The following is a 23343-nucleotide window of genomic DNA, read 5'->3' as shown; positions in this document are numbered from 1 at the left end:
GCCGCCGCTTTGCAAGGGCGGACTAGAAGAAGTCGAATTCCTCAACGTCCGGATCGTCGGCACACATCGTCTTGAGCGCGTCGAATTCCGCGTCGCTCAAGACCGGCGGGTAGTCCGCGCCCTCTCGAGCTGCATTCCTGAAGTCCCGCGCACGCTCGCCGGCGGCGGGGTGGCTGGCGAGCCAGCCAACAACGGCATTGCTCTCCCCATCGTCGCCATATTCCTCCGCCATGCGTTCGAAAAAGCCCGCGGCTCCCAGCGGCGAGATGTTGCTTTCGGCAAGGCGAGCGCGAGCATAGCGGTCGGCCTCGCGCTCTGCATCGCGGGTATAGCCCATCGCGGCGAGGCCGAAGACGGTATCGCCCACCCCGGTGTTTGCGCCTGCCAGCAGCACCGACATGCCGAACTGGCGCAGCAGCGCGGTCATTACATGCCGTTCGCGAACGTGGCCGACTTCATGGGCGAGGACTCCGGCGAGCTCTTCCGGGCTCTCGGCCTGCTGGATGATCCCGTCGAACAACAGCACCTGCGCACCCGGCAGGGCCACTGCATTGACCATGTCGATATTGGCGACGCGGGCATTGACCTGCGTCTGCGCCGGGTCGACCTCGTCGAGCAACTTGGCGAGCGCGGCATCGCCGTCGGGCGTGCTGCACAGCCTGCCGCCGAAATCGCCGATCATCGCCTGACCGAGATTGCGCTCCCAGCTTTCGGGCACGCGCGGGCCAAGCCAGTCGGGCGCGGTCATGAACAGGGCGACGGCGGCAATGCTGACCAGCCCGAAACCGACCGCCGCGCGTCCGAGCCCCACCCGGTCGATCCAGCCGCCATAGACTTGCTTCTCCGGCAGGTGACGCGAGAGACCGGGCGGCATGGCGGCAGGAAGCGTCAGGCGGAAATCGGGCTCGCTTGCGCGGCGATAGATAATCGTCTCGCTGCGAGCTTCGCCGAACTCCAGGTCTGACAAGGGCACCGCGATATGCGAGGTTGGCGCCGCCAGCGAAAGGCGATCGAGCCCGTCCCAGCTCGCGCTACCCTCGTGGCGAAGAGCCGATTTGCCGTCGTACCAGCTTGCCGCGACTTCGAAGCTCTCCTGCATTGGCTCAGATCGCGCCCATGTCGAAAGCGTCGAGCAATCCTTCGCCATGGCGCGCGGTCCTGGTGGTGGACTGCGTCAGCTCGTCGAGCAGGATTTCGCCATTCGCCTCGAGATGGGTGATGAAGAACTTCCAGTGACGATAGGACAGGAAAATCAGGCCGATGCCGAGCGTGAAAACGACCAGCAGCGCATCGCCGATCAACAGCTTGACCCAATCCATCGTCGACGCCTCGAAGCTGAAGTTCAGATCCTTCCAGCGGGTCGCGCCCACGACTTCGCGATAAAACTTGGCGTAGAAGGCCACTGCGATCAGGCCGAGCCCGAGGTAGAAGAACAGGATCATTCCGATCACGCCAAAAGCACCGCCGAGGGCCATACCGTCCTCGCCGCCGATACCGTAGCCGGCCAGCATGCCCATGCCGGCCATCGCCACTGCGCCCCCGAACATGATGAACGGGGCAAGGTAGAATACGAAAAAGCGCGCGAAGACCGATCCGGCCTCGGCATCCGACTGGAACTGATAGGGGCCGAAGCTCATCTTGTTCCACCGCTCGTTCCACAGGCTGGTCATCGACCAGGGGATCAGCAGGCCCAGCGGTATCCAGGCGACAATGGATTTCCACATGTAGGACAAGCCGTAGCGAAAGCCCGGCTCATCGCTGCCGCCACGAATGCCGCGCCAGCGGGTGCGCGACAGGCGATAGCGCAGCCCGCGAAACCGTGCGACGCCGGTGAGATAGAAGATGATCAGCAACGGGGCGATGCCAAGCAGCGCGCCCAGTATTTCCTGCCCGCGCGCAATCAGCGCCTGGGCGACGAAATTGATCAGCACCACCGGCATGGCGAAGAGCAGCAATACGATGAGGAAACCGAAAAACAGCTCCTTGCCCGTGCCGGCCCATTCCAGTTGCTCGTCGACGAAGCGGCTTTTCGACCAGAGATAGCGGCGCTCGCGGGCAGTCGCCCAGAAGCGGTAGATGCCCAGCGTCACGATGGTGAGCAAGAGGTTGGTGAAGGCGATCGGCGCGAATTCGCGCCACGTGCCTTCGAACACAAAGGCGCTCTGCTCGCCTTCGCCGTCGTACTTGCCGTGCATGATGTACAAAAACCCCTTCGATCCCGTCGCTGGATGCTCGGGGATCGAAGGGGCTGTGTCAATTGCAACGCGTGGCTACGCTTCGCGCTGGAAGATGTCCTCGATCGCCAGCTCGAAGACTTCGGCGATCCGGAAGGCCAGCGGGAGCGAGGGATCGTAACGTCCGGTCTCGATCGCGTTTACGCTCTGGCGGCTCACTTCCAACCGGTCGGCAAGCTGCTGCTGGCTCCAGTCGCGTTCGGCGCGCAGCACCCTGAGGCGGTTTTTCATAGTGCGCCCCAGGTGCCGTAGCCGATGCGATTGGCAATCGCTCCGACGAACTGGCCGAAGAACCATGCGACCGCCCACCAGTAAGCGTCGAGATGGATCACGACGCCGGTCGATTCGAGGAACCCCCAAAGTGTTGCGGCGGCAAGCGCGAAGCCGGTTGCGATCAGCGCCTGGCGGACGATAAGCATGCGCAGGAACTCGTCCTGCTCTTCGACGATCAGGCGGCCGATGGCCCAGAATACGCCGATGATGGCGAAGGCGGGCAGCAGCGCCAGCGCCACGCGGGCGGCGGTCGACGGATCGCCGTCGCTCAGCAGTGAAACCTGCAGGGCGATGGCGACAAGATAGGCGCTGCTGAACACCACAACGCGCTTGATATAGCGTTGCTGGGCCTCGCCCTTGGCGCTGCAAGGCGCGCGATTGTTCGCAGCACGATTGGCCGCGCGCATCGTCTGGAAAAAGAGCGCTGCGGGAACGATCAGCAGGATCATGGCAGTGGTCGAATCGATGGCATCGCTCAGTGCCAGTCCCATCACCGCGCCGAAGCTTGCAAAGGTCAGCCCGGCCCATAGGGGCACCGAGCTGCGGAGCGCATTTTCGCTGCTTGCGGTCACGAGAATACGCCCTTGAGCGAAGCGCAGCACTTGTCCGGCCGGATCGTCGCGATCGCCAGTGCCGGGAAAAGGATGAGCATCGTCTCACCCGCTTCGGCATCGATCATGCCTTGAGACACGCCGAGCGCGGTAAGCAGCATGGCGACGGCAAAGCCACCGGAAAGGATTATGCGGTTCATTGGTCAAGCTCCCTTGCTATGATGTAAAGTGTATTTGTCATGTCTCGCGCCGAATGTCAAGCACACTTTCCAAAATGGAGCGCAGGCTTTCCAACAGTGTTGAAAGACTTGTCATGCAGGGGTCATCCGGCGCAGGCAGCAGCACGAGTGAGGAGAAGAGAATGATTGCCACCGAACCGCCTGTTGCCGCGAAGCTGCCGTCGCTCGATCGCCGGAGCCTGATCAAGGGCGGGATGCTTGGCGCAGGTCTCGCCGGAATGCCGCTGGCCGCGCAAGTACCCGGCCGCGGCTTCACGCATGGAGTCGCGAGCGGGGAGCCTCGGGCGAATGGCGTGCTGGTATGGACGCGATTCGTCGCCGGGCAGGATACGGCGCTGACCTATGAGCTTTCGGAAAGTTCCGATTTCGGCAGCATCGCCGCGGGTGGCACGGTCACAGCCAGCGCAGATAACGACTGGTGCTGCAAGGCGATAGCAAGTGGCCTTACCCCGGCGCGTTTCTACTACTTCCGCTTCGTCGCGCCCGACGGATCGATGTCCGATGTCGGGCGCACGAAGACACTGCCCGAAGGTCCGACCGAGCAGTTTCGCATGGCCGTCTTTTCCTGCTCGAACATCGGCTTCGGCTGGTTCAACGCCTATGCTCATGCCGCCGATGCGAACGCGTTCGACTGCACGCTGCATCTCGGGGACTATCTCTACGAATACGGCCCCGGCACCTATCCTTCCAACGAAGAGGCGTTGTCGGGCCGCACACTGTTCCCGGCAAAGGAGATCGTCAGCCTCGAAGAATATCGCCGACGCTATGCGCTCTATCGTAGCGATCCGGACCTCAGGCGCCTCCACCAGATGTACCCGATGATCAGTAGCTGGGACGATCACGAGAGCACAAATGATTCGTGGGAAGGGGGTGCGCAGAACCACCAGCCCGACAGCGAAGGCGAATGGTCGGTGCGCAAGGCGGCCGCGATCAAGGCCTATCGCGAATGGATGCCGGTGTCGGATGAGCCTTGGGCAGCCTACGAGATCGGCGATCTCGCCACGCTGTTCCGGCTGGAGACGCGGCTGACTGCGCGGGCCGAGCAATTCTCTTACGGCAAGATTCTGACCGGCCAGACATCCGCCGAGGATGCGATGGCAGCGCTGACGGCCTTTCGTGATGGCGACTATCGCGACGCCTCGCGCGAATTGCTCGGCGCGCGCCAGCAGGCCTGGCTCGCCGATGGCATGCGCCGTTCGGCGGGCTCGGGCAAGCCATGGCAGGTGCTGGTGCAGCAGGTGCTGATGGGCAATCTATCGACCGCACCGGGCCTGACCGAGGGGCTGCCCGGCGACCTGCCCGATTTCATCCGCCAGCGCATCCTCGCCGGCGCGATGGCGGGGCGGGCAGAGCTACCGCTCAACATGGATGCGTGGGACGGCTATCCGGCCGCGCGCGAGCGTGTGTTCCGGGCAGCGCTGGAGGCGAACGCGAACGTCATCAGCCTCGCCGGCGACACGCACAATGCCTGGGCCTTCGATCTCGACCACGCGGGGCAATCGGTCGGCGTCGAATTCGGCGTCCAGGGCGTGACCTCGCCGGGGCTGGAAAGCTATCTGTCGTTCATTCCGAGGGACCGGCTGGAGGGTGCGATCATCGACCATAATCCGCAGCTCAAGTGGATGGACTCCTCGCGTCGCGGCTACATGGCGGTGGAGCTTACGCCCGGCAGCGCAACGAGCGAATTCCGCTTCCTAGCCAGCGTGCGCGAGAAGGGCGCGGGCGTTGCCGCGACCCATCGCGCGACCACACTCGCAGGCAGTCGCAAGCTGCAAACGACTTGAGAACAGCTGCCACCCGCGCTATCTACCCGGCCATGACGCAATTGCGCTTCACCACCACGACTACCACCACCCCGGGTCTCCGGGGGCGGATGGTCGCGGCCTAGCTGCAGCCACCGCCGCCCGGTTTCGGGCGGTTGGCGTTCCTCTCGAAACCGGAAATAACGCAAACGCCGCTTCAACGGTGCGCATGCCTGTGCCATGGGCCGCGCGAGGAAACGGACGAGATACGATGACGGAACTGCTCAAGATCAGCCTGCCCGATGGATCGGTGCGCGAGATGGAACCCGGCAGCACGCCCGGCGACGTCGCTGCCGCGATCGGCCCCGGCCTCGCCAAGGCCGCCATCGCCGCGCGCGTCGACGGCGAATTGCGCGACATCAACCGCCCCTTCGAAGGCGATGCGGAATTGGCGCTGGTCACTGCTCGCGACGAAGAAGACGCGCTCGAACTGGCGCGGCACGATTTCGCCCATGTCCTCGCCGAAGCGGTTCAGTCGCTCTATCCCGGCACGCAGATCACCTTCGGCCCGGCAACGGACGACGGCTTCTACTATGACGTGAAGGCGCCCGCCGACCGCGAACCGTTCAGCATGGACGATCTCCCCGATATCGAAGAGGAAATGCGCCGCATCATCAAGGCAGACAAGCCGCTGCGCCGCGAAGTCTGGAGCCGCCAGCAGCTGATCGACAAGTGGGAGGCCGAAGGCGAGGTCTTCAAGGCCGAATGGGCGAAGGAACTGCCCGAGAACGAGGAACTCACGGTCTACTGGTCTGGCGAGGACTGGCTTGACATGTGCCGCGGCCCGCACCTCGCCAGCACGGGCAAGCTCGATCCGCAGGCCTTCAAGCTCACGCGCGTTGCCGGGGCATACTGGCGCGGCGACCAGAACAATCCGCAGCTCACGCGCATCTACGGCACCGGCTGGCTCAACAAGAAGCAGCTCAACGCCCATCTCACCAGGCTGGAAGAAGCCGCCAAGCGCGACCACCGCAAGCTGGGCCGCGAAATGGATCTGTTCCACCTGCAGGAAGAGGCGCATGGCAGCGTCTTCTGGCATCCCAAGGGCTATCGCATCTGGCGCGAGCTGGAGTCCTATATGCGCCGCAAGATGGACAAGGCCGGCTATCGCGAGATCAAGACGCCGCAGCTGATGGACGTGCGCCAGTGGGAGCAATCCGGCCACTGGGGCAAATATGCCGAGAACATGTTCGCCGTGCCCGACATGGTGCCCGAGGTTGAGGAGCTCGGAGACGGTCCCGCCAATCCATCGGTCGCGCCCGATGCGGACTGGATGGCGATCAAGCCGATGAATTGCCCGGCGCATGTGCTGGTCTTCAAGCAGGGCATCACCTCCTATCGCGACCTGCCGATCCGGCTGGGCGAAATGGGCTGCTGCCACCGCAACGAACCGCATGGCGCGCTCCACGGGCTGATGCGCGTGCGCCAGTTCACGCAGGACGATGCGCATATCTTCTGCACCGAAGCGCAGGTGGTCGAGGAAGTCCGCGCCTTCTGCAAGCTGGCGGACGAGGTCTATTCGGACTTCGGCTTCACCTACGACGTCAAACTCGCCTTGCGTCCCGAAAAGCGCTTCGGCAGCGAGGCGGACTGGGACAAGGCCGAACAGGAATTGCGCGATGCCGTGGCCGAGGCCGGCATGGCGAATGACGAATATGGCTGGGAAGAACTGCCCGGCGAAGGCGCCTTCTATGCGCCCAAGCTGGAATGGCACCTCACCGATGCCATCGGCCGCACCTGGCAGGTCGGGACAATCCAGGGCGACCGCGTGCTGCCCGACCGGCTCGATGCCAGCTATGTCGGCGAGGATGGTGACAAGCATCGCCCAGTCATGCTGCACCGCGCGATCTTCGGCAGCTACGAGCGCTTCATCGGCATCCTGATCGAGCACTTCGCCGGCCGCTTGCCGGTCTGGCTCGCGCCCGTGCAGGCAGTGATTGCGACCATCGTTTCGGATGCGGACGACTATGCGAAGGAAGCAGTCGCCAGGCTGGAAGCGGCGGGCATCCGCGTCGAAAGCGACCTGCGCAACGAGAAGATCAACTACAAGGTGCGCGAACACAGCCACGCCAAGGTCCCGCACCTGCTGGTGGTCGGCAATCGCGAGGCCGAGGAAGGCACCGTCGCCATCCGCACGCTGGGCGAGAAGGAGCAGCGGGTGATGAGCCTCGACGAGGCGATCGCCATGCTCAAGGCCGAAGCGACGCCGCCCGACCTGCGCGAGGGTTAGGCCGCAGATGGACCTGCTCGCGGGCTACGGCACGGCGGCCATCGTCGCCGCGCTGGTTGCCGCTTTCGGCTCGGCCTTCGTGCGCGGGCTGACGGGGTTCGGCATGGCGATCCTGATCGTGCCGATCCTCGCGCTGGCGCTGACGCCGGTGGATGCAGTGCTGCTGACGAACTTCCTCTCGGTGTTCATCGGCCTGTCGGAAATCCGCCGCCTGCTGCGCGATGCAGAGCGCTCCGCCTGGGCGATCATCGGGCTTGTCGCAGTCACGACGCCGGTCGGGCTGTTCCTGCTGGGCGCGACCACGCCGGATATCGCCCGCGTGGTCATTGCCTTCATCGCCCTGTCGGCTTTCGTCGCCATCCTGCTGCCCCGCCGGGGCGCGCTGGAGCATCATCCGGCGACGACCGGCGGGGTCGGCATCTTGAGCGGGCTGATGACCGGATATGCCGGGATGCCCGGCCCTCCGGTCGTGCCGTATTACGTCGGGCGCGACATTCCGCGCGCGGTGGCGAAAGCCTCCATGCTGCTGATCTTCACCTGCGCCTCGTCTGCCGGGCTGGTGAGCGGCGCGGCGTTGGGTATGCTCGACTGGTCGCTGGCTCTGCTGGCGGCCTTGTTGTTCCCCGCCGTGCTGGCAGGCAACTGGCTGGGCAACAAGGCTTCGGGTCGGATCGAGGACCGCACCTGGCGCATCTGCGTGGGTGCGGTGCTGGGCGGCGCGGCAGTGGCGGCGCTGTGGAAGGCGTTCGGCTGACCTAGCCGACCAGGCGGGAGGCGAGCACGGGGCCCGCATCTTTCTCGCGCAGGACCAGCGCATAGCGATCGGCTTTCGGCGCTTTCACCCGGTCGGCAGGCACATGGACGCCTTGCTTCCCGCCGGTCCAGTCGGCGACCACCTGCTCATCGACCAACACATTGGTATAGCCGATCGCGCGATTGCCGTTCTCGCCCGCGCCGATCCGCACGGTGACATGCGAGCGCATCGCGAGGAGCACCAGTTCGGCATCGGAGCCCGTGCCCGCCACGCCCACGGCAAGCGAACCGTCCTCGAGCTCGCGGGTAGCAATGGTAGCGGGTGCCTTGCGCTCATGCCCGATGAACTGGCGCACGGTGGCCTCGTTCGAACCCACGGTATCGCGCTGTCCGTCGATTACGATCTGCGGGGTGTAGACGCCGTTGCGACCGGCAATGCCGCGCCGCGCATAGGCGCGCTGGAGGCGGGTGTTGTCCTCGCGGGCAAGCGTGTCTTTCCAACCGAGCCGGTCCCAATAGGTTACGGGGCGCGTGATCACGACGAGGCCGTCCTCTTTCGCGAGCTCTTCCGCAAGTGCATCGGCAGGCGGGCAGCTCGAGCAGCCCTGGCTGGTGAAAAGCTCGACGAGCACCGGACTTGCCGCGTCGGCAGCCGGAGCGGCTTGCGCGCTCATGTCTTCGAGCGTCAGCAGCGCGGTGGCGACAATCACACCGGGGGCGAGGACAAGGGCAGCAAAGGCTTTCATGACGGACAAACTCCTGTGCCCGTCATTCGACGGAGCGAGGCGTCCGGTTACAAAAAGCTCAGAAGGAGAGGACCGGTCCGGCGAGGACCAGTGCGAGGCCACATCCGCTCACCAGCGCCTTGCGCGCGAGATCGGCCGCTGGACGCGGGGCGAAATGCATGCGGGCGAGAGCGACAGCCTTGGCCATGCACCCATTGTCGCGGCCAAACCCTAACGAAGCGTTAAAGGATCGCGCGCGCGGAGGGCATCTGCTGGCTGGCGCAATGGAAGCCGCCGCCTCCGGCAAGCACGGCATCAGCCGACAGGCCGACAGTCGCGCGGTCGGGGAAGATTTCGGCAATGGCCGCCACCCCGTCCTCGTCATGCGGAGTGCCGAAGGTCGGCACGACGACCAGATGGCTGGTGATCGCGAAATTGGCATAGCTGGCGGGCTCGACATGATCGCCGCTGGTGACGAGGCCGGGCGAGGGGATTTCGGCGACCGCAACCCCGGCGTCCTGCGCGCGCCGCTTGGCATCGGCATAAATCGCGGCATTGGGATCGTCGCTCCCGGTCGCGTGCGGCAGGCAGAGCGTGTTGCGGCCGACGAAGCGCGCGAGATTGTCGACATGACCGTCGGTATGATCGTTGATCAGCCCGTCGCCGAGCCAAAGCACCCGCTCGAAACCGAGTTCGCGCCTTAGTCGGGCCTCGATCTCTTCGCGAGAGAGCCGCGGATTGCGATTGGGGTTTAGCAGGCATTGCTCGGTCGTGACGACGAGGCCCGCGCCGTCGCCATCGATCGCCCCGCCCTCGAGAATCCAGTCCGAGACCTCAAGCGCAAGCTCTGCATCCTCAGCCAGTTCAGCGCCGACGGTCTGGTCGCCTTCCATCAGATACTTGCCGCCCCAGCCGTTGAAGCCAAAGCGCCGCGCCATTCGCTTGCCCTCGTGATCGGCCAGCACCAGCGGGCCGGTATCGCGCAGCCAGATGTCGCCATAGGTTCGGCGCTCCAGCTTCACCGCTCCCGTCACTAGCTGCCGCGCGCGTGCCTCGTTGGCTGCATCGCGCACCAGCAGGCGCACCTCCTGCCCGCTCTCGGCGACCGCATTGGCGAATGCCGCGATCTGCTCCTGCGCGCGCGGGAGCACCGCGGGCCATTCGTCCGCATCATGCGGGAAACCGATCCACAGCCAGTCCTGTGGCGCCCATTCGGGCGGCATGGTGAAAGGCATGGACCGGCTCCGTCAGAGGCTGCTCAAGTGCCGCAGGGTTCGCCCGCGCAATCGGCATCGCGCGTGGCCTTGAACTCGTCGCCCGGATTCCAGTTGGGCCAGCTGTCGCTTTCGGCCAGCATACGGCCGATGCGATAGAACAGCTGCAGATCGGCCATCACGCCGGACCAGTCCCAGTTCGGATTATACTCGTCCTTCGGCCCGTGATAGCGGTTCTCGGTATAATCGCGCGCCACCTCGGCGCCCGCCAGCACCCCGCCGGCAACCAGGTCTTCGCCGCCGTCGATATACAGCATCGGAACGCCGCGCTTGGCGAAGGCGAAATGGTCGGAGCGATAGTAATAGCCCGCCTCGGGCTTCGGATTGGGCGTGGCCACACGGTTTTCGGCCATCAGCGCCTTGTCGAGGAACAGGTCGAGTTGCGACTTGCCCGGGCCCACGACCGTCACGTCCTTGGCCGGCCCTGCCACCTGGAAGGCGTCCATGTTGATGCCGCCGACCGTCTGGTCGAGCGGGAAGACGGGATTGGCCGCGTAGTAATCCGCCCCGAGCAGGCCCGATTCCTCGGCGGTCACGGCCAGGAAGACGAGGCTGCGGCGGGCGGGGCCCGCCTTGGCGTGCGCTTCGGCCAGCGCGACGAGGGCCGCGGTGCCGGTCGCGTTGTCGACCGCGCCATTGCAGATATCGTCGCCATCGGGCGCCGGGGTGCAGCGGCCAAGGTGGTCCCAATGCGCGGTATGCAGCACGTATTCCCCGGGTGCTTCGCTGCCCGGCAGCATGCCGATTACATTCTGCGACTGGAAGGTCCGCATCTCGTTGGCAAAGCTGGTGGAGGCGGAAACGCCGAGCGGAACGGCGGTGAAGCCGCTGGTCTTCGCGGCGGCCGAAAGCTGCGCGAGGTCCATGCCCGCCTTCTCGAACACGCGTTCCGCGACCTGCTTCTGCATCCACCCGTTCATCTGCGTCATCGGCGGGGGATTGTCGCCGCGCGACGCATAGGCCTGCGGGCCGGACCAGCTGCTTTCGACCACGTTCCAGCCATAGGATGCAGGAGCCGTGTCATGGATGATGATGGCGCCTGCCGCACCCTGGCGGCCGGCTTCCTCGAACTTGTAGGTCCAGCGCCCGTAATACGTCATGGCCTTGCCGCCGAAGGGGCCTTCCAGCGTCTCGGCGCCGAAATCGGGATCATTGACCAGAATGACGGCTGTCTTGCCCGCCATGTCGAGGCCGGCATAGTCGTTCCAGCCCCTTTCCGGTGCGTTGATGCCATAGCCGACGAAGACCAGCTCGCTGTCCTCGAGACGGGTCGCGGCATCCTCGCGATAGGTCACTCCGACCCAGTCCTGCGCGAACTTCAGCTCCAACGGGTCGCCCGTGCCACCCGAAATGGTGAGCGGCGCGTAGTCCCTGCCGGTGATCTCGACGAGAGGGACTTCCTGCACCCAGCTGCCGTTATTGCCCGGCTGGAGCCCGGCGCGCGAGAATTCCTCGATCAGCAGCGCCACGGTCTTTTCCTCGCCCACCGTGCCGGGGGCGCGGCCCTCGAATTCGTCGGAGGCGAGCTGCCGGGTCACGTTCTTCATCGTGTCTTCGGACAGCGTCCCGTCGGCGACCTCGGGCAGGTCGAGGGGCGCGCCGGCAGTCTCGATATTGCCGAGTTCGGTGCAGGCCGACAGCAGGAGGGCCGCACTGGCTGCAAGGGCGAGGCGTTTCATCGGGTATCCTCTCGTCAAATGTCTCATCTGGCGGGCTTCTTGCAGCATGGCGGCGCGAGGGCAAGCTTGCACGCAAGGCGCGGCGGCGGCAGGAGGGCGGCGATGTCTGCCGACTGGACCCTGGCGCTCGATCGTGCCCGCAACCATGCGCCTTTCCTTGCGCGCGCGTTGGAGCGGCGCGGCGATCTTGCCGATCTCCTGCAAGAGGGCCGCGGTGAGGACGCGCTTCTGGCGGCGAAGGCACCGCGCGAGCATGACGTCGGGGCGGCATTGCGCGAAGAACGGCTCGGCCTTGCGCTTGTCCTCGCGGTCGGCGACCTGGCGGGCGGATTCGACCTCGGGCGCGTCATGCGCGAGCTTTCGACCTTCGCCGACCGCGCGCTCCATGCAGCCATCGGTGCTGCGATCGCGCGCCGGGTCGCGGACGCACCGAACGAAGGCATGATCGGCCTCGCGCTCGGCAAGCATGGCGCGGGCGAGCTGAACTATTCCTCCGACATCGACCCGATCCTGCTGTTCGATCCCGAAACCCTGCCGCGCCGCGAGCGAGACGAACCGGGCGAGGCGGCACAACGCTATGCGCGCGAGGTCGTCCGGCTGTTGTCGGAAGTCACACCGGCCGGCTATGTGTTTCGCGTCGACCTGCGGCTGCGGCCCGCCTCGGAAGTCAGCCCACTGGCGCTATCGCTCAACGCCGCCACGGCACATTACGAAAGCTCGGCCCTGGCGTGGGAACGCGCCGCCTTCATCCGGGCGCGGGCCTGCGCGGGCGACATCGCCGCGGGTGAGGCGTTTCTCGACCATATCCGCCCCTTCGTCTGGCGGCGCAGTCTCGATTTCGGCGCGATCGACGAGATACGCCGCCTCACTCACCGCATTCGCGACCAGCAGGGCGGACCGCGCGAGCCGGGCCCGGGCTACAATCTGAAGCTCGGCCGGGGGGGCATTCGCGAAATCGAATTCTTCGCGCAGACCCACCAGCTGATCCATGGCGGACGCGATCCGAGCCTGCGGGTGCGCGGAACGCGCGCCGCGCTCGATGCGCTCGCCGCCACTGGACGCATTTCCGCCGAGGATGCGCGCGTATTGGGCGAGAGCTACGACGCGCTGCGCACGATCGAACACCGGCTGCAGATGGTCCACGACAGCCAGACCCATTCGCTTCCGGCTGGCGAGGCGCTGGAAAATGTCGCCCGCCTGCATGGGCTGGCCGACGGTGCGGCGCTGGTGGCGCTGCTGCGCGAAAGCACCACTCCGGTCGCCGAACGTTTCGATGCATTGCTCGACGAGGACCGCGTCTCGGTGCCGGATTACGCGCTGCACGTTGATGGGCCGGCAGGCGAGGGGCGCCCGGTGTCGCACGAGATCGTACAGCGTGTCTCGGCATGGAGCGATGGGCGCTATCCGGCACTGCGCAGCCCCGCCGCGCTTTCCGCATTCGACGCCATCAGGCCCGAATTGCTCCAGTCGATCGCGCAGTCGGTCGATGCCGATCATGCCGTCGCGCGCTGGGAGACCCTGCTGTCCCGCCTGCCGAGTGCGATCAACCTGTTCCGCCTGCTCGAAGCGCGACCCGGCCTGTTCGACCTGTTGGCAAACTGCCTGACGCTGGCTCCACCGCTGGCCGACGAGCTGGCGCGGCGCCCGGAACTGCTCGATGCGCTGATCGATCGCACAGCGCTCGATCTTCCGGGCGACGTCGGGGCGCTAGCAGCCGCGATGGCGCGGGGCGAGCGCGGGGACGGCTATGAAGAGCGGCTCGACCGCATTCGCATCGTGACCGGCGAGGCGCGCTTTGCGCTCGGCGTCCAGTTGATCGAGGCGGCACAGGACCCGATCGATGTCGCGCAGGGCCTCGCGCGGACGGCGGAGGCGGCGCTGCAGGTGGCGCTCGCCGCGGCGGAGGAGGAATTCGCTGCAAAGCATGGGCGGATAGCGGGAAGCGAGCTCGTGATCGTCGGCCTCGGCCGCTTCGGCGGGGGCCTGCTCACCCATGCGTCGGACCTCGACATCATTTACCTCTTCACCGGATCGCACGAGGGCGAATCCGATGGCGAACGCCCGCTCGGCGCGACGCTCTATTTCAATCGGCTTGCCCAGCGGGTGACAGCCGCGCTCAGCGTGCCGACCGCGCAGGGCGCGCTTTACGAGGTCGACACGCGCCTGCGGCCGCAGGGCGCGCAAGGTCCCCTGGCAGTCAGCGTCGACAGCTTTGCGCGCTACCAGCGCGAGGATGCCTGGACTTGGGAGCACATGGCGCTGGAGCGGGCGCGCGTGCTGGTCGGAAGCGATGCGGCGCGCTCGCAGGTACAATCGGTCGTCACGTCAATTCTCGAGCAGGCGCGCGACCCCGAAGGGATCCGGGCGGACATTCTGAAGATGCGGGGCGAGATGGCGCGGCACAAGCAGCCAAAAGGACCGCTGGACGCGAAGCTGTTGCGCGGTGGACTGGTCGACGTCGAGTTCCTCGTCCACTACCTGCAATTGCGGCATCGCATCGCCCTGACGCCGGTCCTGGGCGAGGCAATCGCCGCACTGGCGGCAGAGGGACTGGTGCCGAAAGCCATTGCCTCGGCGCACGACTTGATGACGCGGCTGCTGGTGGGTACCCGCCTGCTTGCCCCCGATCTCGCGCACCCCGGCGATGCGGCAGGCGCCATCCTGGCGCGGCAGAGCGGATGCGAGGATTACGAGACGCTGATCGCGGCTTTCCGGCAGGCGCGGCGTGACGTCGCGGCGGCGTGGTTGGAGATATTCGGAGAGAGACTGGAGATGGACGAATGAGCGAGACGACCCCCGGCGAAGGCGACATGATGCCCGACATCGCGATGGAGACCCCCGATGGCGGCACGGTGCGCCCGTCCGATTTCAAGGGGAAGAAGGCGGTGATCTTCTTCTATCCCAAGGACAATACGCCCGGCTGCACGACTGAGGCGAAGGATTTCACCGCGCTGAAGCCCGAGTTCGACGCGGCGGGCGTCGCCTTGCTTGGCGTCAGCAAGGATTCGCCGAAGAAGCACCAGAATTTCATCGCCAAACACGATCTCACCGTCGATCTCGCGACGGATGCGCAAGAGGGCGGCCTTTCCGATGCGCTGGGGGTGTGGGCCGAAAAGTCGATGTATGGGAAAACCTTCATGGGCATGGTCCGCTCGACCTATCTGCTCGCCGAAGATGGCACGATCGCGCGAATCTGGCCCAAGGTTAAGGTGAAGGGTCACGCCGCAGAGGTGCTGGAGGCTGCGCGCGCCGGATGACGTCGGAACGACAAAGCGTTGCCGCCGCCATCCGGGGGGTACTGCTGACCGGCGATGCCACCGCCAAGGTCTTCGCCGCCCGGCAGGTCGCGCGCGACTGGCGGCTGGGGCGGCTCGACTTCGCGTTCGATGCGGCCATGCCCGACCGGCCGGCGTGGCCCGCCGACCTCGAACTCCGTGCGCCGCGCGATATGCCGAAGCGCGGCAAGATGGGATCGCAGCGCAACCGGATCGCCCTGTGGCACTCGCTCGCGCATATCGAGTTCGTCGCTATCGATCTCGCTCTCGACATGGCCGGTCGGTTCGGCGAATCGATGGGGCAAGTCTTTGTTTCTGATTTTCTTTCCGTGGCCGCGGACGAGGCGATGCATTTCGCCCTGCTGGCCCGGAAACTCGATTCGCTCGATTCGCACTACGGGGCGTTACCTGCGCACGACGGGCTGTGGAGCGCGGCGCGCGACACGGCGCATGACGTCGCCGCACGGCTTGCCATCGTGCCCATGGTGCTCGAGGCGCGGGGGCTCGACGTCACGCCGGCGACGCTGCAGCGGGTCCGGGCGCAAGGAGATGAAAACGGGGCGAAAATCTTGCAACGAATCCTTGACGACGAAATCCGGCACGTCGCGTTCGGGTCAAAGCATTTTCATGCAATCTGCGCCGGACGTGGCCAGAACCCGCGAAAAACATGGCGGAATCTTGTCGAAAAGCATTTCTCTGGGGGATTGAAAGAACCGTTCAACGACTCAGCGCGTTTGGCAGGCGGCCTGCCGCGAGACTACTACGCTGCTATTGCCTGATTAACCTTTTCACCGATAACCCGAACCCACGAGACGCCGGGGGGTTCCGGCAGTGACTGAAAAAAGTGACAGGGTTTCAGGGACGTTGCCCAGGTCACACGGGATAGAGGCGCGGTAAAGCGCCGGATGGACGGGTTAGCAATGGCAATCAAGCACACCGCGCGTGCAGTCGCGATCATGGCTGCGGGCCTCACGATGGCTGCAGCACCGGCTCATGCAGGTGACACGAATACCGCTGCAGCCGTCGGGGCCATCGACATGGCCAAGGTGTCGGGCGTCACCGAGAAGGGTGACGATGCCCAGTTCCAGCAGCTTTTCGCCAAATGGGAAGATCTCGATCGCCCGGCTCCGGCACAGGCTGTCGTTTCCGTTCCTTCGCGCATGCCGCTTAACGACACGCGCCTGACCAGCGATTACGGCATGCGTACGCATCCCGTGCTTGGCGGCCGCCGTTCGCACAATGGTGTCGATCTCGCCGCGCCGACCGGCACGCCGATCTACGCCACCGCCGATGGCTATGTCAGCAAGGCCGAATGGTTCTCCAGCTACGGCAAGTATGTCTCGATCGAACACGGCGCGGACCTGCAGACGCGCTTCGCCCATATGTCGAAGATTGCGGTGAAGTCGGGCGAGCGCGTGAAGAAGGGCCAGCTGATCGGCTACGTCGGTTCGACCGGCCGATCGACCGGCCCGCACCTGCATTATGAAGTCCGCATCGCCGGCAAGCCGGTCAATCCGGTTCCCTACATGGTCGAATCGGAAGCGCAGCGCGCCTATGCCCTCGCCATGGGCAAGGGCGGCCAGGGTGGCGGCGACGAGTAAGGTCGCAAGTCCTTCGGGATAACGCGGAAAAGGGGCTGCGGAGCGATCCGCGGCCCCTTTTTTCGTGCGCAAATGCCTTGTGCCCGGCGATGTGTCGGGTAGGTTTTATCCCGCAACCGGACGAGTCCCCAAAGGAAGGCGGACCGGCGGAGGAGAGAGGAAGCCCATGCACCCCATCGCCCACGCGCAGGCGCGCCCCGACCATCCCGCCATAGTCATGGCTTCGAGCGGCAAGACCGTCACCTATGCCGAGCTCGACGCCTATGCGAATCGCTTCGCTCAGTTGATGCGCGCCCGCGGCCTCGGACGCGGCGACCATGTCGCGATCCTGATGGAGAACAGCCCGCACTACCTGCAACTCGTCTGGGGCGCGCAGCGCAGCGGGATCATGATGGTGCCGATCTCCACCCGCCTGACCGCGCCGGAAATCTGCTACATCCTGCAGGACAGCGATACCAAGCTGCTACTGACCTCCACCTATTTCGACGATGTGCTCGGCAATATCCGCAGCGAGTGTCCGGATATTCCCATGCTGATCGCGGGCGGATCGGGCGACGAGAGCCTGGAGGACGCTCTCGCGGCCCAGCCTGCCGACCCGATCGCGGACCAGCTGCCCGGCCAGTACATGCTCTATTCCAGCGGAACCACCGGGCGCCCCAAGGGCGTGCGTCCGGCGCCGCCCGCGGACGACGACATCCAGGCGATCAACCCGCTGGTCGGCCTGGCAGTCATGGGGGCCGGCATGCCGGCCGATGGCTCGATGGTCTATCTCTCGCCCGCGCCGCTCTATCACGCGGCCCCGCTCGGCTGGTGCACCACCGCGCACCGGCTCGGCGGCACGGTGGTGGTGATGGAGAAATTCGAGCCCGAGGCCGCGCTGGCGACGATCGAGAAATACAAGGTCACCGATAGCCAGTGGGTGCCGACCCATTTCGTGCGCATGCTGAAGCTCGATCCGGCGGTTCGCACGAGATACGACCTGTCGAGCCACCAGCGCGCGCTCCACGCAGCCGCGCCCTGCCCCGTCCCGATCAAGCGCGAGATGATCGAGTGGTGGGGGCCGATCATCAATGAGTACTACGCAGGATCCGAAGGCATCGGCATGACGCTGATCAAGGCGGAAGACTGGCTCGACCATCCGGGTAGCGTGGGCAAGGCGATCCACGGCAAGCTGCATGTTTGCGACGAGAAGGGCGAAGAAGTGCCGGCAGGGACCGACGGGCTGCTTTTCTTCGAAAACGACCTAATCCCGACCTATCACAACGACCCCGAGAAGACGCGCGAGGCGATGCATCCGCAAGGCTGGATGACGCTGGGCGATATCGGCCACGTCGACGAGGACGGCTATCTCTACCTCACCGACCGCAAGAGCCACATGATCATTTCCGGGGGGGTCAATATCTATCCGCAGGAGATCGAGAACCTGCTGGTGACGCATGATAAGGTGATGGATGCCGCCGTGATCGGCGCGCCCTGCCCCGACTTCGGCGAGAAAGTGGTCGCGGTGGTACAGCCGATGGACATGGCCGACGCTGGCGAGGCGCTCGAGGCGGAATTGCGCGATTTCCTCGCGCCGCAGCTCGCCAAGATCAAGATGCCCAAGCTGTTCGACTTCCGGCCCGACCTGCCGCGCGAGGCGAACGGGAAACTCTACAAGCGCGAATTGCGCGACGAATATGCGAAGAAGGCTGAAATAGAGACGGAGCAGGCGTGATGGCGACTCAGGACAGGCCGCGGCTCGATCCCGAAACGGCGCGCGAGGTCATCGACCCTGCCAGCTACGCCACCTGGGACCCGCTGCTCGACACCTTCGACCGGCTGCGCGAGGAAAACCCCGTCGCTTGGGTCGAGCCGCAAGACGATCTTGCCCATCCGCCCTTCTGGCTGGTCACTCGCTATGACGACGTTATGCGCATGTCGAAGGACAATGCGACCTTCCTCAACAATCCGCATACGGTGGTCTTCAGCCTGACCGAGGGGATCGAATTCGCCAAGGCGATGACCGGCGGCAGCGAGCATCTGGTCGCCAGCCTCGTCACATTCGACGGCGATACCCACCGCAAGTATCGCAAGCTGACGCAGGACTGGTTCATGCCCAAGAACCTGCGGACCGTCGAAGACGAGATTCGCGGCATCGCCAGCGATGCGGTCGATCGGTTGATTGCGGCAGGGCCGGAGGCCGATTTCTGCAAGCTCGTCAGCGCGCCCTATCCGCTGCATGTCGTGATGCAGATCATGGGCGTGCCCGAAGAAGACGAGCCGCGCATGCTGATGCTGACCCAGCAATTGTTCGGCGGGCAGGACGACGATCTCAACCAGTCGGGCATCAAGGACCTGCCGCCCGAGGCCGTCACCCAGCTGGTGGCCGGGGCCGTCGCGGATTTCGAAGCCTATTTCGCCAAGCTGACCGCGCAGCGGCGCGCCAACCCGACCGACGATGTCGCCAGCACGATCGCCAATGCGGTGATCGACGGGGAGCCGCTCAACGATCGCGACATGATGGGCTATTACATCATCCTCGCCGCTGCCGGGCACGACACCACCAGCGCCAGCACGGCGGGCGCCATGCTTGCATTGGCGCAGGACCCCGAGCAATGGGCGCAGGTCAAGGCCGACCGTTCGCTCCTCGGCGGGATCGTCGAGGAAGCGATCCGCTGGACCACTCCGGTGCAGCACTTCATGCGCACGGCGGCGGAAGACACCGAAGTCGGCGGGCAGGCGATCGCCAAGGGCGACTGGCTGATGATGAACTATGTCGCCGCCAATCACGATCCCAGCGTGTTCGATGACCCGCGCAAGTTCGATGCGGCGCGAAGCCCCAATCGCCACCTCGCCTTCGGGGCGGGAGCGCACCAGTGCCTCGGCCTGCACCTCGCGCGGCTCGAAATGCGCATCCTGTTCGAAACCCTGCTCGACCGGATCGACAGCATCGCGCTGGCGGGCGAACCGGCCCGCTCGAAATCGACCTTCGTGGGCGGATTGAAGACCTTGCCGCTGCAGGTCGTGCCAGCCTGACCAACGCCATTTGCGCGCCGGAATCGAACTCGGTTCATCGCATATTCCTGTCGGCTCACCCCCCGATTTGCTACATATCGGGCATGGAAAAAAGACGACGGACGAAAACTTTTCGGCGCTAGTCGGGGAGGGGACTCCTTCGCCCTAAGAACATGAAGAAAGGAGGGGCGATGACATTATTCGAACCGCACAACTTGCCATTCGCGGCAGCACTTGCGGTCATGCTGATACTTACGCTGCTGCAGGTCATCGGCCTCGGAGACTTCGATGTCGATGCGGACATCGATGTGGAAGCCGATGTCGGCGATCCCACGAGCGCAGGCATCGGCGGGGCGATCACTTCGCTGCTCGGCCTTGGTCGGGTGCCGCTATTCGTGTGGCTGATTACCTTCCTGCTCGCCTTTGCCACGATCGGCATGAGCATCCAGGCGCTGGCGACCGATCTCACCGGTTCGCCGCTCTATCGCTGGCTCGCCGCGCTGTTCGCAGCCGGGGCAAGCATTCCCGTAACCGCGGTTCTCGCGCGTCCGATCGGCGCGCTGATGCCGAAGGATGAAACAAGCGCCGTGGGGCTCGACAGCCTCGTCGGCAAGCGCGGCACCGTAACCACTGGGCGGGCGGCGAAAGGCTCGCCTGCGCGGACCAAGGTCTACGACCGGCACGGGCAGGCCCATCATGTCATGGTGGAGCCGCATGAGGATGCGAGCGAAATGCTCGAAGGCGACGAAGTTCTACTGGTGCGGCGCGAAGGCCAGACCTTCTTCGCCGTCCCCCTGGCGGAGCGCAAGCTGGCCCCCATGAGCTGACCGCCTCAAAGCGCTCAGAAAGGGAGCCGCGCGCCCTGCCGGTCAACACAGATCACTATTAGGAGAAGAAATGGAAAATCTGCTGGACGCCGGAATGGTCGGCATTGTCGGAGCCGTGATCGCATTTTTCGCGATCATCATCTTCCTCACCAAGCTCTATCGCAGGGCGTCGAAGGAGATCGCTTTCGTGCGTACGGGCGTGGGCGGCGAGAAGGTCGTCATGAACGGCGGCGCCCTCGTCTTCCCGATCTTCCACGAGACAATGCCGGTGAACATGAACACGCTGGTGTTGTCGGTGGTGCGGCGCGACGGCGAGGCGCTGATTACGCTCGACCGCCTGCGGATCGACGTGAAGGCGGAATTCTACGTCCGCGTAAAGCCCGACGGTGAAGCCATCGCCATGGCGGCGCAGACGCTGGGCCAGCGCACGATGCAGCCCGAAATGCTCAAGGACCTGGTCGAAGGCAAGTTCGTTGACGCGCTGCGCTCGGTCGCGGCGGGCATGACGATGAACGAGCTGCACGAACAGCGCGCCGACTTCGTCCAGAAGGTGCAGCAGGTCTCGTCCAACGACCTCGCTATGAACGGGCTCGAACTGGAATCGGTCTCGCTGACCGGTCTCGACCAGACGAGCATCGAGCACTTCAACGCCAACAACGCGTTCGACGCCGAGGGCCTGACCAAGCTGACCGAGCAGATCGAGGCGCGCAAGAAACTGCGCAACGACATCGAGCAGGACACGCGGGTGCAGATGGAGACGAAGAACCTCGAGGCGGACGAGAAGAGCTTCCAGATCAAGCGTGACCAGGAATATGCCCGGCTGGAGCAGGAGCGCGAGGTCGAGGTGCGGCGCGCCGCGCAGAGCTCGGAAATCGCCCGCGAACAGGCCGAGCGGACCCGCGAGGCCGATGCCGCCCGGATCGAGGCAAAGAAGCAGGTCGACGCCCAGCAGATCGAGGCCGACCGGCTCGTCGAAGAGGCGCGGATCGACCAGCAGCGCGCGCTCGAAATCGCCCGGCAGGAACAGCAGATCGCGGTGCAAAACAAGAGCCGCGAGGAAAGCCAGGCCAAGGCCGAAGCCGATGCTGCGCGCGCCAAGGCCGTCGCTGCCGAAGAACAGGTGGCGACTAGCCGGGAGACCGAGATCGCCGAGCGCCAGAAGCGCATCGAGCTGATCGAAGCCTCGAAACAGGCCGAGCGCGATGCGATCAAGATCCGCGTCGATGCCGAGGCGGAAAAGGACGCCGCCCAGAACCGCGCCGAAGCCGCCCGCCGGGAAGCCGAGGGCGAGGCGGAAGCCGAAAAGCTGCGGGCCGAAGCTGCGCGCGTGCGTTTCGAGGTCGAGGCAGCGGGTCAGCGGGCGATCAACGAGGCGGCGAACATCCTTTCGTCCGACCAGATCAGCCTGCAGACCAAGCTGGCCCTGCTCAAGGTCATGCCCGACCTCGTGCGCGAAAGCGCCAAGCCGATGGAAGCGATCGAGAGCATCAAGATCGTGCAGGTCGACGGGCTCACCAATGGCGGCGGCAAGTCGTCGGGTGGTGCAGGCGGTTCGGGCGGCGGCTCAGGCAATCTCGCTACCGACGCGGTCAGCGCTGCGCTTGCCTACCGCGCGCAGGCCCCGGTGCTCGACGGGCTGATGAAGGAGCTGGGGCTCGACGGCTCCTCGCTCGACGGGCTGGTCAAGGGCCCGGCGGCTGCCGAGGCTCCCACGGAGACCCCGCGCCTTGCCGAAGTGCTCGACGACATCGCCGAGCAAGTCGAAGAGGTCGAAGCCAACGCCAAGAAACCTGCCAAGGCGAATGGCGAGGGCGACAAGTCCGAAGCCTGATCGACCGATCCCAACGCGAAAGGGGACGCCGCGGCGTCCCCTTTTTTTATGCAATCCAGCGCTGCGAAGAGGCCTAGTCGGCCAGAAGCCGCTCCGCCATCTCGCGGACCTCTTCGCCCATGTCCTCGCGCTCCAGTGCCAGCGCCAGCGTCGCCTCGACAAAACCGGCCTTGCTGCCGCAATCGAAGCGGCGGCCGGCGAAGGTCACGGCGTGAAAGGCCTGATTGCCGATCATTCGGGCCATGGCATCGGTCAGCTGGATCTCGCCGCCTGCGCCCTTCCCCTGGTCCTCGAGCACGCGCATCACTTCGGGCTGGAGGATGTAGCGGCCCGAAATGATCTTGTTCGACGGCGCTTCGGCCACCGGCGGCTTCTCGACCAGACCGGTGACTTCGGTGAGCGTTGCGGACTTTGTCTCGCCCGGTGCAATAACGCCATAGCTGGAGACTTCGTCCTGCGGCACTTCGAGCACCGAGATCAGGTTGCCGCCGACCTCGTCATAGGCTTCGACCATCTGCTTCATGCAGCCCGTCCCGCCGCCCTTCTGCGCGACCATCAGCTCGTCGGGCAGCAGGATGGCGAAGGGTTCGTCGCCCACGATCGCGCGTGCGCACCAGATCGCATGGCCCAGGCCCAGCGGCACCTGCTGACGCACGGTGATGATGTCGCCCGGCGTGGCGCGCGTCTGGTCGAGCACGCTCATGTCCTTGCCGCGCTCTTCCATCGTCGATTCGAGTTCGTAGGCGACGTCGAAATGCTCGACGATGGCGGTCTTGCCGCGGCCGGTGACGAAGATGATCTGCTCGATCCCCGCCTCGCGTGCCTCGTCGACCGCATATTGGATCAGCGGGCGATCGACGATCGGAAGGAGTTCCTTCGGGATCGCCTTGGTAGCGGGAAGGAAGCGCGTGCCGAGCCCGGCAACGGGAAAGACGGCTTTCTTGATAGGCTTGTGCTGGGTCATGACCATGGTGGGTAGGTCCGCAGCAAAGGCCGGTCAATCGCCCGGTGGTATAGGTCGCGCGCTCTCGCGAGCTTGCCAGAGCGTCCAGTCC

The 23343-nt window shown here is 65.3% G+C and carries 21 protein-coding genes; 11 read left to right on the top strand and 10 right to left on the bottom strand.

Annotation, left to right across the window (positions count from 1 at the left end; all coding sequences use genetic code 11):
• Nucleotides 1–22 precede the first annotated feature (22 nt).
• The 5 genes from P8Q88_RS07155 to P8Q88_RS07135 form a co-directional block, all read right to left on the bottom strand.
• On the bottom strand, nucleotides 23–1099 hold the full coding sequence (locus tag P8Q88_RS07155; protein ID WP_278323162.1) for a M48 family metallopeptidase: 1077 nt from the start codon (nucleotides 1097–1099) through the stop codon (nucleotides 23–25).
• Nucleotides 1100–1103: 4 nt separating this feature from the next.
• A complete protein-coding gene (locus P8Q88_RS07150) occupies nucleotides 1104–2195 on the bottom strand; it encodes a YjgN family protein (protein WP_278323161.1) in 1092 nt (363 codons plus the stop codon).
• Between the two features lie 75 nt (nucleotides 2196–2270).
• Nucleotides 2271–2465, bottom strand: a complete 195-nt coding sequence (locus P8Q88_RS07145) for a helix-turn-helix transcriptional regulator (protein WP_278323160.1) — start codon at nucleotides 2463–2465, stop codon at nucleotides 2271–2273.
• The gene (locus P8Q88_RS07140; protein WP_278323159.1) at nucleotides 2462–3079 is read right to left on the bottom strand and encodes a hypothetical protein; all 618 of its coding nucleotides are present in this window, start codon (nucleotides 3077–3079) and stop codon (nucleotides 2462–2464) included. The genes P8Q88_RS07145 and P8Q88_RS07140 overlap by 4 nt, the downstream gene beginning before the upstream one ends.
• Nucleotides 3076–3258: a hypothetical protein gene (locus P8Q88_RS07135; protein ID WP_278323158.1), complete on the bottom strand. Its 183-nt coding sequence runs from the start codon at nucleotides 3256–3258 to the stop codon at nucleotides 3076–3078. Before P8Q88_RS07135 ends, P8Q88_RS07140 begins: the two co-directional genes overlap by 4 nt.
• A 161-nt stretch (nucleotides 3259–3419) precedes the next feature.
• On the opposite strand from P8Q88_RS07135, the gene P8Q88_RS07130 reads away from it, so the two are divergent.
• The 3 genes from P8Q88_RS07130 (at nucleotide 3420) to P8Q88_RS07120 (ending at nucleotide 8083) form a co-directional block, all read left to right on the top strand.
• Nucleotides 3420–5081 carry an alkaline phosphatase D family protein gene (locus tag P8Q88_RS07130; RefSeq protein ID WP_278323157.1) on the top strand — a complete coding sequence of 554 codons (1662 nt, stop codon included), beginning with the start codon at nucleotides 3420–3422 and terminating at the stop codon, nucleotides 5079–5081.
• Nucleotides 5082–5310: 229 nt separating this feature from the next.
• Nucleotides 5311–7329, top strand: coding sequence for a threonine--tRNA ligase (gene thrS / locus P8Q88_RS07125; protein WP_278323156.1), 2019 nt, complete (start codon nucleotides 5311–5313; stop codon nucleotides 7327–7329).
• A gap of 7 nt (nucleotides 7330–7336) precedes the next feature.
• Nucleotides 7337–8083, top strand: a complete 747-nt coding sequence (locus P8Q88_RS07120) for a sulfite exporter TauE/SafE family protein (protein WP_278323155.1) — start codon at nucleotides 7337–7339, stop codon at nucleotides 8081–8083.
• Nucleotide 8084: 1 nt separating this feature from the next.
• On the opposite strand, the gene P8Q88_RS07115 is transcribed toward P8Q88_RS07120, so the two are convergent.
• Genes P8Q88_RS07115 through P8Q88_RS07100 form a run of 4 tightly spaced genes read right to left on the bottom strand, consistent with a single transcriptional unit; the run spans nucleotide 8085 to nucleotide 11760 of the window.
• A complete protein-coding gene (locus P8Q88_RS07115; protein WP_278323154.1) occupies nucleotides 8085–8828 on the bottom strand; it encodes a DUF1223 domain-containing protein in 744 nt (247 codons plus the stop codon).
• A 58-nt stretch (nucleotides 8829–8886) separates the two neighbouring features.
• Nucleotides 8887–9015: a hypothetical protein gene (locus tag P8Q88_RS07110; RefSeq protein WP_278323153.1), complete on the bottom strand. Its 129-nt coding sequence runs from the start codon at nucleotides 9013–9015 to the stop codon at nucleotides 8887–8889.
• A 34-nt stretch (nucleotides 9016–9049) separates the two neighbouring features.
• On the bottom strand, nucleotides 9050–10042 hold the full coding sequence (locus P8Q88_RS07105) for an agmatine deiminase family protein (protein ID WP_278323152.1): 993 nt from the start codon (nucleotides 10040–10042) through the stop codon (nucleotides 9050–9052).
• A gap of 23 nt (nucleotides 10043–10065) precedes the next feature.
• A complete protein-coding gene (locus P8Q88_RS07100) occupies nucleotides 10066–11760 on the bottom strand; it encodes a M28 family metallopeptidase (RefSeq protein ID WP_278323151.1) in 1695 nt (564 codons plus the stop codon).
• 102 nt (nucleotides 11761–11862) lie between these two features.
• Here P8Q88_RS07100 and glnE point away from each other — a divergent pair, with 102 nt between their 5' ends.
• From glnE to P8Q88_RS07060, 8 genes are all read left to right on the top strand, one after another.
• Nucleotides 11863–14544, top strand: a complete 2682-nt coding sequence (gene glnE, locus P8Q88_RS07095) for a bifunctional [glutamate--ammonia ligase]-adenylyl-L-tyrosine phosphorylase/[glutamate--ammonia-ligase] adenylyltransferase (protein ID WP_278323150.1) — start codon at nucleotides 11863–11865, stop codon at nucleotides 14542–14544.
• Nucleotides 14541–15017: a peroxiredoxin gene (locus P8Q88_RS07090; RefSeq protein WP_278323149.1), complete on the top strand. Its 477-nt coding sequence runs from the start codon at nucleotides 14541–14543 to the stop codon at nucleotides 15015–15017. Before glnE ends, P8Q88_RS07090 begins: the two co-directional genes overlap by 4 nt.
• Entirely contained in the window at nucleotides 15014–15814 is an 801-nt protein-coding gene (locus P8Q88_RS07085; RefSeq protein ID WP_278323148.1) for a ferritin-like domain-containing protein, read from the top strand. The genes P8Q88_RS07090 and P8Q88_RS07085 overlap by 4 nt, the downstream gene beginning before the upstream one ends.
• Before the next feature lie 141 nt (nucleotides 15815–15955).
• Complete coding sequence (locus P8Q88_RS07080) at nucleotides 15956–16636, top strand: M23 family metallopeptidase (RefSeq protein WP_278323147.1); 681 nt, start codon at nucleotides 15956–15958, stop codon at nucleotides 16634–16636.
• Between the two features lie 166 nt (nucleotides 16637–16802).
• A complete protein-coding gene (locus P8Q88_RS07075) occupies nucleotides 16803–18350 on the top strand; it encodes an acyl-CoA synthetase (RefSeq protein ID WP_278323146.1) in 1548 nt (515 codons plus the stop codon).
• On the top strand, nucleotides 18350–19651 hold the full coding sequence (locus tag P8Q88_RS07070) for a cytochrome P450 (RefSeq protein ID WP_278323144.1): 1302 nt from the start codon (nucleotides 18350–18352) through the stop codon (nucleotides 19649–19651). Before P8Q88_RS07075 ends, P8Q88_RS07070 begins: the two co-directional genes overlap by 1 nt.
• 170 nt (nucleotides 19652–19821) lie before the next feature.
• Nucleotides 19822–20457 (top strand): YqiJ family protein, encoded by a 636-nt coding sequence (locus P8Q88_RS07065; RefSeq protein WP_278323143.1) that lies wholly within the window; start codon nucleotides 19822–19824, stop codon nucleotides 20455–20457.
• A gap of 94 nt (nucleotides 20458–20551) precedes the next feature.
• Nucleotides 20552–22288 (top strand): flotillin family protein, encoded by a 1737-nt coding sequence (locus P8Q88_RS07060; protein WP_278323640.1) that lies wholly within the window; start codon nucleotides 20552–20554, stop codon nucleotides 22286–22288.
• A 73-nt stretch (nucleotides 22289–22361) separates the two neighbouring features.
• On the opposite strand, the gene galU is transcribed toward P8Q88_RS07060, so the two are convergent.
• Nucleotides 22362–23252, bottom strand: a complete 891-nt coding sequence (gene galU, locus P8Q88_RS07055; protein WP_278323142.1) for a UTP--glucose-1-phosphate uridylyltransferase GalU — start codon at nucleotides 23250–23252, stop codon at nucleotides 22362–22364.
• Nucleotides 23253–23343: the final 91 nt, after the last annotated feature.

Origin of the sequence: Qipengyuania marincola, from assembly GCF_029688625.1 — a bacterium.
Classification (GTDB): Bacteria; Pseudomonadota; Alphaproteobacteria; order Sphingomonadales; family Sphingomonadaceae; genus Qipengyuania.
Note: the sequence above shows the minus strand (reverse complement) of the source record. Positions and strands in the feature narration are given on the sequence as shown.

What these genes read in the sequence shown, in the direction of transcription:
- P8Q88_RS07145 (WP_278323160.1), bottom strand. Translation starts at nt 2,465, where the DNA reads ATGAAAAACCGCCTCAGGGTGCTGCGCGCCGAACGCGACTGGAGCCAG.
- P8Q88_RS07080 (WP_278323147.1), top strand. Translation starts at nt 15,956, where the DNA reads ATGGCAATCAAGCACACCGCGCGTGCAGTCGCGATCATGGCTGCGGGC.
- P8Q88_RS07110 (WP_278323153.1), bottom strand. Translation starts at nt 9,015, where the DNA reads ATGGCCAAGGCTGTCGCTCTCGCCCGCATGCATTTCGCCCCGCGTCCA.
- P8Q88_RS07085 (WP_278323148.1), top strand. Translation starts at nt 15,014, where the DNA reads ATGACGTCGGAACGACAAAGCGTTGCCGCCGCCATCCGGGGGGTACTG.
- P8Q88_RS07075 (WP_278323146.1), top strand. Translation starts at nt 16,803, where the DNA reads ATGCACCCCATCGCCCACGCGCAGGCGCGCCCCGACCATCCCGCCATA.
- P8Q88_RS07090 (WP_278323149.1), top strand. Translation starts at nt 14,541, where the DNA reads ATGAGCGAGACGACCCCCGGCGAAGGCGACATGATGCCCGACATCGCG.
- P8Q88_RS07135 (WP_278323158.1), bottom strand. Translation starts at nt 3,258, where the DNA reads ATGAACCGCATAATCCTTTCCGGTGGCTTTGCCGTCGCCATGCTGCTT.
- P8Q88_RS07120 (WP_278323155.1), top strand. Translation starts at nt 7,337, where the DNA reads ATGGACCTGCTCGCGGGCTACGGCACGGCGGCCATCGTCGCCGCGCTG.
- P8Q88_RS07065 (WP_278323143.1), top strand. Translation starts at nt 19,822, where the DNA reads ATGACATTATTCGAACCGCACAACTTGCCATTCGCGGCAGCACTTGCG.
- P8Q88_RS07155 (WP_278323162.1), bottom strand. Translation starts at nt 1,099, where the DNA reads ATGCAGGAGAGCTTCGAAGTCGCGGCAAGCTGGTACGACGGCAAATCG.
- P8Q88_RS07100 (WP_278323151.1), bottom strand. Translation starts at nt 11,760, where the DNA reads ATGAAACGCCTCGCCCTTGCAGCCAGTGCGGCCCTCCTGCTGTCGGCC.
- galU (WP_278323142.1), bottom strand. Translation starts at nt 23,252, where the DNA reads ATGACCCAGCACAAGCCTATCAAGAAAGCCGTCTTTCCCGTTGCCGGG.
- P8Q88_RS07060 (WP_278323640.1), top strand. Translation starts at nt 20,552, where the DNA reads ATGGTCGGCATTGTCGGAGCCGTGATCGCATTTTTCGCGATCATCATC.
- P8Q88_RS07150 (WP_278323161.1), bottom strand. Translation starts at nt 2,195, where the DNA reads ATGCACGGCAAGTACGACGGCGAAGGCGAGCAGAGCGCCTTTGTGTTC.
- P8Q88_RS07130 (WP_278323157.1), top strand. Translation starts at nt 3,420, where the DNA reads ATGATTGCCACCGAACCGCCTGTTGCCGCGAAGCTGCCGTCGCTCGAT.
- P8Q88_RS07070 (WP_278323144.1), top strand. Translation starts at nt 18,350, where the DNA reads ATGGCGACTCAGGACAGGCCGCGGCTCGATCCCGAAACGGCGCGCGAG.
- P8Q88_RS07115 (WP_278323154.1), bottom strand. Translation starts at nt 8,828, where the DNA reads ATGAAAGCCTTTGCTGCCCTTGTCCTCGCCCCCGGTGTGATTGTCGCC.
- glnE (WP_278323150.1), top strand. Translation starts at nt 11,863, where the DNA reads ATGTCTGCCGACTGGACCCTGGCGCTCGATCGTGCCCGCAACCATGCG.
- thrS (WP_278323156.1), top strand. Translation starts at nt 5,311, where the DNA reads ATGACGGAACTGCTCAAGATCAGCCTGCCCGATGGATCGGTGCGCGAG.
- P8Q88_RS07105 (WP_278323152.1), bottom strand. Translation starts at nt 10,042, where the DNA reads ATGCCTTTCACCATGCCGCCCGAATGGGCGCCACAGGACTGGCTGTGG.